The organism is Lentzea sp. NPDC051838, assembly GCF_040681245.1.
Lineage (GTDB): Bacteria > Actinomycetota > Actinomycetes > Mycobacteriales > Pseudonocardiaceae > Lentzea.
Genome location: NZ_JBFAYI010000003.1, coordinates 62,491 through 76,161, shown reverse-complemented (window position 1 = coordinate 76,161; position 13,671 = coordinate 62,491). Strand labels below are relative to the sequence as shown.

Annotated in this window: 14 protein-coding genes; 7 read left to right on the top strand and 7 right to left on the bottom strand. The window is 69.1% G+C overall.

The genetic code is table 11. From position 1 onward, the window contains the following. The first annotated feature begins 26 nt into the window (after positions 1-26). Positions 27-443, top strand: a complete 417-nt coding sequence (locus AB0M24_RS09260) for a DUF3592 domain-containing protein (RefSeq protein ID WP_363763197.1) — start codon at positions 27-29, stop codon at positions 441-443. Here AB0M24_RS09260 and AB0M24_RS09255 read toward each other — a convergent pair. Beyond that, entirely contained in the window at positions 440-1,657 is a 1,218-nt protein-coding gene (locus tag AB0M24_RS09255) for a PHB depolymerase family esterase (RefSeq protein WP_363763194.1), read from the bottom strand. The two genes, AB0M24_RS09260 and AB0M24_RS09255, sit on opposite strands and share 4 nt — an antisense overlap. 175 nt (positions 1,658-1,832) lie before the next feature. Between AB0M24_RS09255 and AB0M24_RS09250 the strand changes: the two genes are divergently transcribed. Further along, the gene (locus tag AB0M24_RS09250; protein WP_363763191.1) at positions 1,833-2,711 is read left to right on the top strand and encodes an ATP-binding cassette domain-containing protein; all 879 of its coding nucleotides are present in this window, start codon (positions 1,833-1,835) and stop codon (positions 2,709-2,711) included. Further along, positions 2,708-3,472: a hypothetical protein gene (locus tag AB0M24_RS09245; RefSeq protein WP_363763188.1), complete on the top strand. Its 765-nt coding sequence runs from the start codon at positions 2,708-2,710 to the stop codon at positions 3,470-3,472. Before AB0M24_RS09250 ends, AB0M24_RS09245 begins: the two co-directional genes overlap by 4 nt. Here AB0M24_RS09245 and AB0M24_RS09240 read toward each other — a convergent pair. From AB0M24_RS09240 to AB0M24_RS09220, 5 genes are all read right to left on the bottom strand, one after another. Continuing rightward, positions 3,469-4,110 carry a hypothetical protein gene (locus AB0M24_RS09240; protein WP_363763185.1) on the bottom strand — a complete coding sequence of 214 codons (642 nt, stop codon included), beginning with the start codon at positions 4,108-4,110 and terminating at the stop codon, positions 3,469-3,471. The two genes, AB0M24_RS09245 and AB0M24_RS09240, sit on opposite strands and share 4 nt — an antisense overlap. A gap of 79 nt (positions 4,111-4,189) precedes the next feature. Next, positions 4,190-5,578 (bottom strand): dynamin family protein, encoded by a 1,389-nt coding sequence (locus AB0M24_RS09235; protein ID WP_363763182.1) that lies wholly within the window; start codon positions 5,576-5,578, stop codon positions 4,190-4,192. Beyond that, complete coding sequence (locus AB0M24_RS09230) at positions 5,575-7,338, bottom strand: dynamin family protein (RefSeq protein WP_363763179.1); 1,764 nt, start codon at positions 7,336-7,338, stop codon at positions 5,575-5,577. The genes AB0M24_RS09235 and AB0M24_RS09230 overlap by 4 nt, the downstream gene beginning before the upstream one ends. A gap of 5 nt (positions 7,339-7,343) precedes the next feature. Further along, a complete protein-coding gene (locus AB0M24_RS09225; RefSeq protein ID WP_363763176.1) occupies positions 7,344-7,919 on the bottom strand; it encodes an IniB N-terminal domain-containing protein in 576 nt (191 codons plus the stop codon). A 55-nt stretch (positions 7,920-7,974) separates the two neighbouring features. Next, a complete protein-coding gene (locus AB0M24_RS09220) occupies positions 7,975-8,544 on the bottom strand; it encodes a hypothetical protein (RefSeq protein WP_363763173.1) in 570 nt (189 codons plus the stop codon). A gap of 235 nt (positions 8,545-8,779) precedes the next feature. On the opposite strand from AB0M24_RS09220, the gene AB0M24_RS09215 reads away from it, so the two are divergent. The 3 genes from AB0M24_RS09215 (at position 8,780) to AB0M24_RS09205 (ending at position 12,014) form a co-directional block, all read left to right on the top strand. Beyond that, positions 8,780-10,192 carry an Hsp70 family protein gene (locus AB0M24_RS09215; RefSeq protein WP_363763170.1) on the top strand — a complete coding sequence of 471 codons (1,413 nt, stop codon included), beginning with the start codon at positions 8,780-8,782 and terminating at the stop codon, positions 10,190-10,192. Between the two features lie 71 nt (positions 10,193-10,263). Next, positions 10,264-10,638, top strand: a complete 375-nt coding sequence (locus AB0M24_RS09210) for a hypothetical protein (protein ID WP_363763167.1) — start codon at positions 10,264-10,266, stop codon at positions 10,636-10,638. Next, positions 10,635-12,014 (top strand): helix-turn-helix transcriptional regulator, encoded by a 1,380-nt coding sequence (locus tag AB0M24_RS09205; protein WP_363763164.1) that lies wholly within the window; start codon positions 10,635-10,637, stop codon positions 12,012-12,014. The genes AB0M24_RS09210 and AB0M24_RS09205 overlap by 4 nt, the downstream gene beginning before the upstream one ends. Here the strand turns inward: AB0M24_RS09205 and AB0M24_RS09200 are convergent. Then, entirely contained in the window at positions 11,991-12,848 is an 858-nt protein-coding gene (locus AB0M24_RS09200; RefSeq protein WP_363763161.1) for an SDR family NAD(P)-dependent oxidoreductase, read from the bottom strand. The genes AB0M24_RS09205 and AB0M24_RS09200 overlap by 24 nt on opposite strands. 148 nt (positions 12,849-12,996) lie before the next feature. Between AB0M24_RS09200 and AB0M24_RS09195 the strand changes: the two genes are divergently transcribed. Continuing rightward, a complete protein-coding gene (locus AB0M24_RS09195; protein ID WP_363763158.1) occupies positions 12,997-13,671 on the top strand; it encodes a response regulator transcription factor in 675 nt (224 codons plus the stop codon).

Genomic DNA, 13,671 nt, shown 5'->3' with positions numbered 1-13,671 from the left:
CGATGTGATCACCGAAGGAGGGCGTGGTGGCGAAGAAGAAGTCGGGGCTCGGCCGGACGATGGCCGCGATCGTGCTGGTGGGCGCGATCATCGGCCTGGTGGTGGTCATCCAGTCCTCCGTGGAGCAGCGGTCCTGGGCGAGCACCGAGGGTGTGGTGCAGGAGCGGCTCAAGTCGGGCAAGAGCGTGTCGGTCAAAGTCGAGTTCGGACTCCCGGACGGCACGAAGCAGACCGCGACGCTGTCCGAGAACGGCCCGGCGCGCGAGCCCGGTGAGCACGTGACGGTCCGCTACGACCTGGAGAACGGTCGCGTGGCCGAAGCCGCGCTGGCCGACAACGACGAGGCCCTCCTGGTCTGGGGCATCATCCTGGGCGTCGTGGCCCTCGGCGCGCTGTTCGTGAACCTCGTCGCGTGGGGGTCTGTCAGGTCTCGGCGCGACTAGCACTTCACCCAGTAGTTCGGTGAGGTCTGGCGGATGCTGCTGCTGGTGAACGTGTTCCACAGGCCGAGCAGCTGGTTGGAGCCCAGCGCGTAGGTCTGTCCGTAGAGGACGTACGCGCGGCCCGCTGTGGTGTGCGCGTAGTTGCTCGCGGTCACGCACTCAGGAGCTGGTGGGGTCGTCGTTGGGGGCGTGGTCGGTTGACCGCTGCTCAACGCCTTGACCATGTTCACGACAGCCGTCATCTGCGGGCCCGTCTTGAGCGAGTACTGGGCGGACTGGTAGCCCCACCAGTCCCAGCAGCCGCGCGGGTTCCCGGTCATCGTGGTGGCCTGCGGGTACAGCACGATGAAGTTGTTCGTGTCGGCGTACTCGTTGAGATAAGCCTTGTCCATCAACGCGTTGCCGATGAGACCGAAGTACTGGTAGCAGCCGTGCAACGTCACCATGAGCTTGCACGGGCCGGTCTCGCACGCTTTTGGCACGTACGCGAACCCCTCCCGGCCCATGCTGACCGCCGCCGCGTTGCCGCCGGGCACGTAGGAGTTCTGGTCGAACTGGACGAGCTTGCCGGACAACGTCGAGGCGGCCGCGTTCACCTGACCGAACAGGTGGCCGAGCATCTCCTTCACCGGATCGGCGGTCCCGCAGTTGTTGATGTACGGCGACGACGTGGACGAGCAGCTGTTCGGGCCGATCGGGCTGACCCAGGCGTGCCCGGCCGCACTCGAACTGTTGTAGACCACGCGGGCGCCGAAGTCGCGGTAGTAGGTGGCGAGGTCGTCGTTCACCGCGGCGTCAACCGTCTGGTCGTTCGTGCCGTGGAACAGCCACACCGGATCACCCGACAGGTTCTGCGGCGGGTCAACTGTGCCCTGGGTTGCCCGGCCGCGGGTCAGCTCCTCCAGCTGAGCGGGCGTCTTGCGCGGTTGGACGGTGTCCATGCAGGCGAGCAGGGCGGTGTTCACGTTGTTCTGGGCGCAGTCGTAGGCACCGGCGGAGAAGATGCCCGCGCCCTGGAACACGCTCGAGTACGCGACGTGGAGCTGGTTGGCCAGATAGCCGCCGGACGACACCCCGCTGACGTACGTGCCGGTGATGTCGTACCGGGCAAGGCTTCCCGGCTGGGGCGCCGGGACCGCGGCCGTCGAGATCGACAGGGAGGTCGCGGCCACACCGGTGGCCATCGCGAGTCCCAGCAACGCTTTCCTCAGCATGCGCTCGCCTCCGTCATTGCAGGCAGGACACCGACGAGGCTAGGAGCGGGTAACTGGTCCGCACCACGTGCGCGGCCCACACCTCGCGGCTCCACGACCCGTGTGACACCACCATTGCGGGTGTACCTGGCCGATTCGGCCCGCGACGGACAGTCACGGCCGCTACGGTGAGTGCGTGCTGACAGCGTGGGGGCTGACGAAGGCGTACGAGGGACGCCGGGTCGTCGATCAGGTGGGGTTCGAGCTCCAACCGGGAACCGTGACGGCCTTCCTCGGCCCGAACGGCGCGGGCAAGTCGACGACGTTGCGGATGATCACCGGTCTGACCAGGCCCGACCACGGCCAGGCGATGGTCGCGGGCCGCCCGTTCACGGCGTGGCCGAACCCGTCCCACGTGGCCGGTGTGCTGCTCGACGCGGCGGCTGTCCATCCTGGCCGGAGCGGGCGCGGCCACCTGCGCATGGCCGCCACGCTGGCCGGTGTGCCGGGCCGCCGGGCGGACGAGGTGCTGGAGATGCTGGGCCTGGCCGACGCGGCCACGCGCAAGATCGGCAAGTACAGCCTCGGCATGCGCCAGCGCCTCGGCATCGCGCACGCCCTGCTGACCAACCCGCCGCTGCTCGTGCTCGACGAGCCCATCAACGGCCTCGACCCCGAGGGCATCCGTGCGGTGCGCACCCTGTTGCGGGGCCACGCTTCGAGGGGCGGCACAGTGCTGCTGTCCAGCCACGTGCTGTCCGAAGTGGACCAGACCGCCGACCGGGTGCTCGTGATCGGCAGCGGCCGCATCGTCGCCGACGGTCCGCTGGCCACCCTGACGACGTCCTCCCGTTCGCTGGTGCGCGCCAAGGACATGCAGCGGCTCGCCGAGTCCCTGCAACGCGGTGGCATCGCCATTCAGCCCGCGCCGGACGGTTTCATCGCCGCGCACGCGCCGGTCGAGCGGGTCTCGGACGTCACGTTCGCCGCAGGTGTGCCGTTGCTGGGTCTGCGCGAAGAACAGATGAGCCTGGAGGACCTGTTCTTCCGCCTCACGTCAGGAGCAAGGGCATGACGCAGGTGTTCGCTCCCCCGGTCCAGCGCGCGGCGGGCCGGTCCCCGTTCTGGCGGCTGGTCGCGGTCGAGGCGCGCAAGCTCGTCGGCACGCGCTCGGACAAGCTGGTGCTGGCGTTCGCGCCGATCTTCCTGGTCGGCATGATGCTGCTGTTCACTTTGACGCAGACGAACCTCGCGAGCGCGGGCAAGCAGATCGGGCCGCTGCTGATCGTCGTCCAAATCGGACTGCTGCTGGTCTTCGCGACGGTGATCAAGCTCGTCGCGGGCGAGTGGCAGTACAAGAGCGTGCAGCCGACGTTGCTGGTGCAGCCCTCCCGCATGCGCTACTTCCTGGCGCAGGGCACGGTTCTCGCCGGCGTGTGGCTGGTGTGCACGCTGGTCACGTTCATCCTGTTCCCGGTGCTGATCAAGAGCACCGCGACCGGCCTGAACCACAACTACCTGCTGGGCATGCGACCGGGCTGGGTGCTCGGCGTGACCATGCTCGCCACCGCACTGGTGCTGCTCACCGCGTTGATCATCTCGCTGCTGGTGCCGAACACGGGCGGGTCGCTGACGGTGTTCTTCATCGTGGTGCCGATCCTGATGATCGCGCGGATGGCGCTGCCGGAGGTGTTCGGCCTGATCTACCCGCTCGAAGCCGCCTGGCACCTGGCGGGCCTGGGCATCGGCTGGGCGCAGACGATCTGCTCGCTGGTCATCTGGTTCGCGCTGCTCGGAATCTCGTTGTTCCGCCTGCAGCGCCGCGACGCGGGCTAACGGGCGCGGCTGCCGCCGTTCTCGTCGATCAGCGGCAACAGCTTCTCCACCGCCTGCGTCGCCGCCGGGCAGAACTCCTTGAACGCCCGGTCGAGCGGCTGGTCGACGTCCAGGTCCTTGAGCTTGATGCTCTCGTTGAAGTCCATCGACGCCTCGACCTCGAACGGCAGCTCGGACCCGGTGTCCACGGTGACGGTGCAGTGCTCGTTCACCTCACCGCTGATCACCGTCGTCGCGTAGTATCGGTCCAGCACGATCGACCGCTGGAAGTAGTTCCCGGCCCCGCGATCGCCGTTCCACACGTCCACGAAGTGCCGGGCGTTCGACTTCCTGCCCGCGCCAGGACCGAGCAGCGAGATCGACAGGTCACCCCACTCCATCTCGGCGATGCAGCGCCCGCCCATCCCCGTCCTCGGCTGCTCCTTCGCCCCCAGCAACGACTGCAGGTTGGACGGCAGCGTCTCGCAGGTGCTGTCGAAGACCGACTTCCGCGACAGGTTGAAGTCGAGGTTGTCGTAGGCAATCGCTTGCGGGTCCAGCTTCGGCGCGGGTGAGCTCAGCGGCGGCTCCGGCGGTGCGGTGCAGGCGGTGAGGACAGTGCAGGCGGTGAGGAGTGCGACGAGGCGAACCGGGCCCATGAGATCAGTTCAGCACATCTGAGTTCTGCTCGTGCTGCTTTGGGACAGTTCCCCACGACCGGGTGAAGCCTTGGAGCCGCTAGCGACGGGGCAGCAAACCCTCGCACGTGCGCACCAGAACCCGGCAGGCGTCAGCGGAACGGCGAGTCAGCATCGGGTTCTCCGCGTGCCGCTGCCACCGTTGCAGCGCGGCGAACGCGGCCTGGCCCACCTCTTGAGGACCGGCGCCCCGGGGCAGACCCAGGCGTGCCAACGGATGCGCGCCCTCGTCGCCCAGCAGACGGGAGGCCAGCTCCGCGTCGGGCACCTTCACCGCGCCCGACCGCAACGCGCTCAGCAACCGCAGCTCGGCGAACTCGTGCGTGCCCGCCAGGATTCGCTCGACCGCGCCGGTCAGCCGCGAGTCGCCGACCGAGCGCAGCACGCCGTCCAGTGCCAGCAACGCCGAACGGGCCTTCAGCAGGTGGCGGCGTTCGCTGAACTGGGTGTGCAGCACCTTCTGCAGTTCGAGCAAACCGCTGCGCGCCACCAGTTCCGAGGCCAGCGCGGAGGGTTCGTTCACTCCCTGCCTGATCAACGTCACCGCCAGGCGGATGCCGAACACGCCGAACCGGGTGAGCAACCCGCGCCGTTCCACCGACCCGTCCGCGAACCGGTCGGCGGACAGCAGCAAGGAATCCAGCTCCTCACGGGACAAGGCGGCCAGCGCGGACAAGGCCGTGAAGTCGTTCTGCCGCAACGAACGCCCGGAGAAGGCCAGCAAGCCGGCGACCGCGACGACGTTCTGGCACAGGCCGCGCAGCGAGGCGTCCGAGCGGTAGCGCGCCGCGATGCCCCGTGCCGAGATCATCGCGTCCACCCGGCCGCCGCCGATCTCGTCCGCGCGCGAGATCACCGCGACCGTGTTGATCGCCGTCGCCCGCGCGACGCCCTGGTCGCGGAACGACTCCAGGAAGTTCGCGTCGGTCGAGTGCAGGTGCCGCATCAGGTAGATGACCGCGTCCGCCTCGCTCGGGGAGTCCTCCGGCGACAGGAAGTGGGTTGTGCGCAAGGAGTTCGCGGTCGTGAGCGACGCGATGCCCGGTGTGTCGATCAACGTCGTCGACCGCAGTGACTGCGACGGCCAGTCGACCACCAGCCGGTCGGCGGGACCGTCCAGAGCGATCTCCAACGCCCCGTCGCGGCGCACCACCGGCAGGGATTTTCCTTGGGGGAACTGGACGATGCGCGGCGTCGGCCCGTCGCGGTACCAGGTGACGACCTTCGTGCACTCCCCCGCGTCGGTCGGCGCGATCTCCTCGCCGACCAGCGCGTTGAGCAACGTCGACTTGCCCGCCTTGACCTTGCCCGCGATCGCCACGCGCAACGGTTCGTCGAGCCGGATCAGCTGACGCCGCAACACTTCGGAGGCCTGCGGGTACAGGTCGATGGCGGTCAGCAGCACCCGCCGCACCTCGTCGGTGATCATGCCCGCACCTCCTTCACCACGCGTTCCAGCGCCGCCAGCTCGGTCTTGATCTCGGCGAGCCGCGCGTCGCGGTCACCCTGCGAGGCCTTCACGGACTTCTGCGCCGCCTGGATCGACTCCTGCAACGAACGCTTCAGCTGCTCGGCCAGGGTCGTGAAGTGGTCGCGCAGATCGCGTTGCAGGCCGCGCAGCATGTCGCGGGAGTCCTTGCCCGCGTGGAACGACACGTCGTCCACGTACTTGCGCAGCGCCACCTTGCAGTCGTTCTGGCGTTTCGTGGTGAGCCGCTTGCGTTCGTCCACGATTCCCTTGCCGCCCAGCAGCAACGCCGCGCCGACCGAGATCGGGTTGATCAAGGTCAGGCCGATCACCGAGCCGATCAGGCCGAACATCAGCAGGCCGCCGTAACCGCCCCGCAGACCGGTGAGCAGCCGGCTGCCGATGCCGAACTTGTCCGACTCGCGCACCGAGAGTTCTGGCACCGACCGCATCGGGTCGGAGGTACCCACGCGCAACGCCGGCAGCATCTGCTCGCGGTCCGAGTCGAAGTGCTCGGCGACCTTCTTGGCGAGCCAGCGCGCCCGTTGGGTGGCCCAGACCGAGTTCGCCGACACCGCGGACGTCACGGCCTGCTGCGCCCACACCGAGAACTGGTCCCAGATCTTCTGCGGATCCCCTGCCAGCAACGCGTCCTCGGCCTCGCGGACGATCTCGCGCATCCTGTCGCGCAGGTCGTAGTCGACGTCGGCGTTGAGGTCGGCCACGCCGTCGCTCAACGTCTGCTGCCAGCGTGCGGACCGCTCCTTCAGGCCCGCCGCGCGTTGTTCGGCCTCGGTCAGCTCGCGAATCAGCTGCTGCACCGATTCGGGGTTCTCCTGCGCGGTCTGCTCCGCGCGCAGGCTGTCCACGATCTGCTTGATCACGGTCAGCACGTCGTGCAGCGTCGACCGCCGGGCCAGCAGATCAGCCTGGGCCACGACCTTCTTGCGCAGGTAGGTCACGAGCGGCGGGTAGCCGGACTCGGTGTTGACCTCCTGGTCGCCGGTCTGCAGGGCGTGCCACCGCAACGTCGACGACACGGTGAACACCTCGGCCTTGATGCCCGCGTCCACCAGGTGCTGCCGGTCGCGCTCGGCGATCGACCGCCACTCCGGGTACAGGTCGGTCTTGGTGAGCACGCAGGCCACGTTCGGGCACACCGCCATGGCCTGCTTCAAAAACTCGATCTCCGGCGCCGTGTACTCCTGCGAGCAGTCGGAGACCAGCAGCACCGCGTCGGCCGACGGCAGCGCGGCCATCGTCGCGGCGCCGTGGACGGAGCTGAGGCCGCCGACACCGGGCGTGTCGACGAGCACCAGCCCATCGGCCAGCAACGGCCGCGGCAGGCCGACCTCGACGTGTTGGACGCGTTCGCGGTTGCCCGGGTTGCCTTCCTCCGACGCGAACTTCGGCAGGTCCTCCAGCGGCACCTCGGTGCGGCCCTCTGCCCGCACCACGGTCACCACCGGCGCCTCGGCGTGCCTCACGACCGTGGGAACGGCGGTGGCGACGTCGTCGGACACCGGGCAGACCGGTGCCCCGACGAGGCCGTTGACCAGCATGCTCTTGCCCTGCTTGAACTCGCCGACGACCAGCAGGCGGACCTGGTCGTCGGCGAGCCGTGCCTTGGCCTGGTGCAGGCGTTGCTCCAGGTCAGGACGCTCGTAGCGCTTGATGGCGGCCAGTGCGAGCTCGACTGCCTGCTGCGGTGTGGTCGCCACCGGGCTCACCCTGCGACCGTGTCGACGGGATCGAGCTCGGGCTCGTCGACCGGCTCGTCCAGCAGGACGGGCTCCGGCTCGGGCTCGGCGGCGAACTCCAGGTCGGGCTCGACCGCGGTCTCCAGCTCCGGCTCGACAGCGGTCTTCACCGCGGGCCCGTCCTCGGCGACGGGCTTGTCGGGCCCGTCCACCTTGTCGACGTCGATGTCGGTCTCGTTGAACGAGTCCTTCACCTGCACGACGTTGGTCTCGGTGTCGTTGTCCTGGATGGCGACGGAGTTGACCTCGGTGTCGTCGTCCGAGTTGAACGAGTCGTCGATGATCGTGACATCGCGGTCGTCGATGTTGAACGTCTGGTCGATGTGCTGGACCGGACGGTCGTGCACGACCTCGGTGTGGTGCACCTCCCGAACCTGCGCGGACCGGTCGGCCATGATCATCTTCGCGTCCCGGACGTCGGCTTCCGTCGCCCCGGACAGGCCGGCCTTCGACAGTTCCTTCTGCGGGTTCTCGTCGAACGCCTGCTGGGCCTTCGGGTCCTTCATCATGTTCATCAGGAAGTCGATGAGCTTTTCCAGCATGGTGGTGTCTCCTCACCGAGGAGACCGGCCCCGAGGCGGCGGGGCCGGTCCGGCGTCAGATGGGCAGGTCGAGGTCCTCGATGACGTTGTCGATCTGCGTGTCGACGTCGAGGTCGAAGTCCTGGTCCTGGTCGGAGTCCGCGGTCAGGTCGGCGTCCTGCTCGGACAGCTGGGTCGAGTCGAGGTCGGCGTCCTGGTCGGCGTCGACGTCCACGTCGGACCGCGCGTCGCCACCGTCGCCACCACCGGCGTTGGCGTTGCCGCCGTCGCCCGCGTTGCCGCCGTTGCCGCCGAGGCCGACACCGCTGCCGCCCGAGGTGCTGCCGAAGTTGACGTTGACGAGGCCGTCCTGGTCGATGTCGCCGCCGGCGCCACCGATGCCGAGGCCGTTGCCGCCGTCCGCGCTGCCACCGTCGCCGGCCACCGCGATGCCACCGTTGCCGCCGTCGCCACCCTCGGTGTTCGTGGCGGTGGTGGTGTCCTGGTCCTGCTTCGCCGTCTGGTCGGACGACTGCGGCGCGACCTGGGCCGTCTGCAGCTGCTGCTCGTTCGCCTGGTCACCGTCCGCGTCCAGGTCGGCGGTCAGGTCGGCGAGGAAGGCGTTGAGGTCGATGGGGTTGCTCATGACGGGCTCCTAGGTGTCTGGTCCGCCGGACGACTTTTCGACCGGCTGCCAACAACGTTAGGGAGACTTAGACGTCCTGCCATCAAGGCAACTCCCGGTTGGTGACGAACCGTGCACACAGGGATCGCCGAAGTAATAGGGGATTCACCCCTGTATTTCGCAAAGAGTGAACCACTCCATATGAGACGCACGTGTACTGACGTCCCACCTAGTCCGCCGCTACAGGGGGTGTCCGATGCACTACCAGATCGGGCTGGATCTCGGATCCACCCGCACAGCAACAGCCACGTGCCGCGAGGTACCGCGGCTCGAGACGGTGACGCCCACCGTGGTGTTCGCGAATCCTGATGGCACTTTGGTCATCGGGGAGGAGGCGGAGCGCCGCGCGTCCGCCGATCCGAGCCGGGTTGCCCGCCGGTTCCTTCGTCGCGTGGGTGACCCGACGCCCTTGCGACTGGGCGGAGTCTCGCTGAGTGCCGACGTGCTCACAGCGCGTTTCGTCACACAGCTGCTCGCGCCTTACGACGGCCGCGTGGCCGTCGCACATCCCGCCTCGTGGGGTCCACATCGCATGGAATCCCTGCGGCGAGCAGGACTTCCGGACGTGCTGTTCGTGCCCGCACCGCAGGCCGCGGCCGTGGCGTACGACGAGCGGGCCCGGCTGCAACCGGGTTCCGTCGTCGCCGTCTACGACCTCGGCGGGGGCGGTTTCGAGGCCGCGGTGGTGCGCAAGCTCGCCGACTCGTGGACGCTCGCCGGCCGGCCCGAGGAGGCCGAGGTCGGTGGGCTGGACTTCGACGAGGTGGTCTTCGCGCACGTGACCGAGTCGTTGGAGTGGGACTCGCTCGACGCGGAGAATCCCGTTGTGCTGGCAGCGGTTGCCGATCTCCGGCGCGCCTGCACGCAGGCCAAGGAACAGCTCTCGTCGGACACCGAGGTGCGGATTCCCGTTGCCGTGCCGGGGATCTCCGTGCGCGAGGTGCGGCTGACCCGTGCCGAGTTCGAGGAGATGATCCGGCCCGCTCTGGCCGAGACGACGGCCGCCCTGGTGCGAGCTTTGCAGAACGCCGGGGTGGGTTCCAACGAGCTCGCGGCCGTGTTGCTGGTCGGTGGTTCGGCCCGGATTCCATTGGTGACGCAGGAAGTTTCCGCGTTGCTGGGCCGTTCGGTGACTCCGGCGTTCGAGGGAATGGTGGCAGTCGGTGCCGCTTTGTCCGCCCGTGTGCGCGAACCCGCGCCGGAGGTGGCGACCGTGATGTGGTCGCGACCGCCGAAGCCTCCCGCGCCTGTGTTGGCGCAAAAGCGAAAGAAGCTCACGCCTTACATCACGGCCGCGGTGCTCGCGGCGGCGGTCGGCGGTGGCCTCGCGATGAACACTTACTTCGCGGGCAACGCCACCACGGACAACACGACCACCACGACGACCGCACCGACCACAACGGAGACGACAGTCGCGGTGACCACGACCACGGAAGCCCCTGTGCAGACGCAGAAAACGGTTGCACCGCCGCCTCCTCCCCCGCCGACGAAGCGCACCACGACCACGACGACATGGCCGTCGAGCTCGGCACCGAGCGTGAGCAAGTCGGTCAGCGTTCCCGTTCCCTCGGTGAGCACCAAGGCGAGTACGAAGGCGGGTGCCCCGTGACCGCGTTGCCTCCCAGACCCAGCCAGTCGAAGTTCCAACTGGTTCAGGTGACACGGCCGAAGCTGACCACCGTGTCGGTTTACCTATGGCTGCTCGTAGTCGTCGTCGAACTGGTCGTGACCGCCATAGCGTTCAGTGATGTGCGCGCCGAACTGACCACAGAGGTCGCGAAGCGCGGTGTCGATCAGTCCACTCAGGACAAGATCGTGCTGGCCGGTCTGGGCGTCCTGCTCGGACCTGCGGTGCTCGTGGCACTGGCCCAGCTCGGAGTGCTGCTGCCGTTCCGCGCGGGCCGCAACTGGGCGCGGATCTTGTTGGTGGTGCTGGGAGTCACCGGCGCATTGGTATCTCAAATGCCGCTGGTGGTGGGTGCAGTGGTGGTCGGTGCGGGCGTGCTGATGTTCCTGCCCGCGTCGAACGCCTTCTTCGCGGGGAGGCGAAGATGACCGCGCTTTCAGCGGAACTGGCGTGGCGCGAGGGTGACACCGCGTCGGCGATCGCGACCGCGGACCGGATTCTCACCGAGGGCACCGACCAGGACTGCCTGGCCGCCGGAGTCGCCGCAGCCGCCGCGGCCGCCGACGGAGCCCTGTTCGACGCCGCCGCACGTTGGCGCGTCATCGCGACGTCCTTGACCGGTGCACCCGCGGTCGCCGCGGCCGCCCGTGCCGCGCTGGCCGCCTGCCTCGCCGGCGACCTGGCCACGGCCACCGAAGACCTCGCGGGCGCGCGCTCCAAGCTGTCCGGGGCCGCACCACGAGGCCTGACCGTGCTCCTCGACGGCGTGGACGCGGCACTGCAGGCGGTGCGCGGCGAGGTCGGCCCGGCCGTCCGCAAGCTGGCCGGACTGTCCGCCGCGACCGTGCCCGCCGACCCGATGGCCGCCGAGCAGTGGGGCGACCTCGCCGTGACGGCACTCATCGCGGGCGGGCACGACTCCACGGCCGTCGAACTCCTGGAGATCTTCGCGGACCACCCGACCCCGCGCCGCCACCTGCTCACCGCGTGGCTGCACCTGCGCGCGGGCCGCCTCGCCGCCGCCCGCACCGAGATCGCCGCCTGCACCACCCCGGTGCTGCGCCGCGACGCCCTGCTGGCCGCCGCCGTCACGATCGGCCTGGCCCGCCGAACCGGCGACGAGGAGTCGTTGCGCGCGACCTGGCGCCGAGTCGCACCCGTGGTGGCGGGCGTGGACCTCGAACCGCTGCTGCTCGACGCGTGGGGCGAGCTGTCCGCCGGTGCGGGCAGCGCGTTCGAACGCGACACGATCGTCGACGCGATGACCGCCGCGGTCACGCGCGTCAACGCCAAGTGGTGCACGGAGACGGACAACTGGTGGCGCGTCCAACGGGCCGTGGTCGCCGGTGAGAAGACAGTGTTGGTGGTCGAACTGACCGTCGAACCACGAGCCTCCGCGGCCCGCATGTGGGCCGATATCCTCAGCGGCAACGTGGATCCCGTAGCGGTGACGGCGACCGCCGACCGCCTGGCGACCGCGGGCCACCCGTGGGACGCGATGGCGTTGTGCGGCGCCGCGGCCGCCCGCATGAGCAACCCCGCGGAAGCCCGCGAACTGCTGAGCACGGGCCGCGCCCTGCGAGCCCGCATCGGCACCGAGGAGAGCGGTCCGACCGACGGACTGTCGAAGCGGGAACGCGCGGTCGGCGAGCTGCTGCTGGAAGGCCTGACCCACAAGGAGATCGGCGCCCGCCTCTACATCTCGCCGAAGACGGTCGAACAGCACGTGGCGAAGATCAGGCAGAAGCTGGCGGTGGGCGGACGGGCCGAGCTGATGGCCTCACTGCGCGCCCGCCTGGCTTAGAAAGCGTTCGGACAACGCCCACAACGAGTCGGCGGCTTCCCTGTCAGCCGCCACCGAACGCAACCGCTCGACGACCGGAGCACCCCGGCGACCAGGCCCGATCATCGTCGCGGGCGGCGCATCCGGTGCTGTGGCCGCGTAGAGCAGCGGCAACGCGCCGAGACTCGCCGGCAGCCCGACGAGCCGGGTGACCGCGGTGCCCAGCACCGCCTGCAACCGGGAGCTGTTCTTGCCCTGCATCCCGGTGCGCGCCATCCCGGGATGAGCCAGAAAACTGCGCACCGGCGAACCCGTCACCTCGAGACGGCGCTGCAACTCCAGCGCGAAGAGAACGTTGGCCAGCTTGGAGTCCGAATAAGCGCGCGTGTGCGAGTACCGCGCCCTCGTGGTGCCGAACTGGCCGTACCGGTACATGTACGACGACACCGTCACCACCCGAGGGTCAGCGCCGGTCAACCGGTCCAGCAGCAGGCTGGTGAGAGCGAAGTGCCCCAGGTGGTTGGTCGCGAAATGCCCCTCGTACCCCTGCGGCGACAGCACTTCCGGCTGACCCGCCACCCCGGCGTTGTTGACCAGCAGGTCGACGGTGTCCACGCCGTCCGCGAAGGCCCGCACCGAATCGAGGTCGAGCAGGTCCAACCTGCGCACCACCAGGTCGCCTTCGAGCCCGGCCCGCGCGGCCTCGCCCCGTTCGACGTCCCGCACCGCCATGATCACCCTGGCGCCGTGCCGGGCGAGCTCACCCGCGACGACCAGGCCGAGTCCGCTGCCCGCGCCGGTCACGACCGCGGTCCGGCCTGCCTGATCCGGGATCTGCTCCGCTGTCCAGATCACCCGAGCCCCCAAACGGATAGACGATCCACTTAAACGAAGCGTAGCGCATCCCCCGCGAACTGAGACGGAAACGGGCCTCTGTCGATGCCATGTCGACAGGACGTTGACAGAGCGCTGTTGTACTGCCCGCGACCAGACCGGAGGCACCATGACCATTCCCAAGATCGTCGAGGCCAGGCCGGGCGCGACCGAGGGCCAGATCTCCCTCGGTTGGCTCGCCGACGCTCCGGACACGGCGGGCCCGCTGCTGCACGCGCTCCAGGCGTCACCGGACCTGAGGATCCTCGGCGAGCAGGAACGGCCCGGCTGCGACGTCGTGCTCGCCATCGCGGGTGCCGTCGACGACGTGTTTGTCGACGCCCTCGTCGAGGCGTCCGAGCAGGCCACGAACCCCGAACAGCGGATCGTGCTCGTCAGCGGGCCGTTGCAGCGCCGCCACCTGCCCCGCGTGTTCCGGGCGGGCGTCGTCTGCGTGCTCACCCACCACGACGCCACGCCGCGCCGCGTCTCCCGTGCCATCTACGCGTGCCACCACGGTCAGGCGATGCTGCCCGCGCAGCTCACCCGCTGGCTGCTCGACGAGATCCGGTTCGTGCAGCAGGACCTGCTCGCGTCCCAGGACCTCGCGCCCGGCGGGCTCACCACCCGTGAGGTCGAGGTGCTGCGGTACATCGCGCAGGGCGACGAGACCGCCGAGGTGGCCACCAAGCTGAGCTACTCGGAGCGGACGATCAAGAAGATCCTCCAGGACATGCTGGTGCGCCTGAACCTGCACAACCGCGCGCACGCCGTCTCCTACGCGATGCGCGTCGGCGCCATCTGA

Excerpts from the sequence above, each read along its gene's own strand:
- AB0M24_RS09255 (WP_363763194.1), bottom strand. The coding sequence starts at position 1,657 with ATGCTGAGGAAAGCGTTGCTGGGACTCGCGATGGCCACCGGTGTGGCC.
- AB0M24_RS09245 (WP_363763188.1), top strand. The coding sequence starts at position 2,708 with ATGACGCAGGTGTTCGCTCCCCCGGTCCAGCGCGCGGCGGGCCGGTCC.
- AB0M24_RS09240 (WP_363763185.1), bottom strand. The coding sequence starts at position 4,110 with ATGGGCCCGGTTCGCCTCGTCGCACTCCTCACCGCCTGCACTGTCCTC.
- AB0M24_RS09235 (WP_363763182.1), bottom strand. The coding sequence starts at position 5,578 with ATGATCACCGACGAGGTGCGGCGGGTGCTGCTGACCGCCATCGACCTG.
- AB0M24_RS09225 (WP_363763176.1), bottom strand. The coding sequence starts at position 7,919 with ATGCTGGAAAAGCTCATCGACTTCCTGATGAACATGATGAAGGACCCG.
- AB0M24_RS09220 (WP_363763173.1), bottom strand. The coding sequence starts at position 8,544 with ATGAGCAACCCCATCGACCTCAACGCCTTCCTCGCCGACCTGACCGCC.
- AB0M24_RS09215 (WP_363763170.1), top strand. The coding sequence starts at position 8,780 with ATGCACTACCAGATCGGGCTGGATCTCGGATCCACCCGCACAGCAACA.
- AB0M24_RS09205 (WP_363763164.1), top strand. The coding sequence starts at position 10,635 with ATGACCGCGCTTTCAGCGGAACTGGCGTGGCGCGAGGGTGACACCGCG.
- AB0M24_RS09195 (WP_363763158.1), top strand. The coding sequence starts at position 12,997 with ATGACCATTCCCAAGATCGTCGAGGCCAGGCCGGGCGCGACCGAGGGC.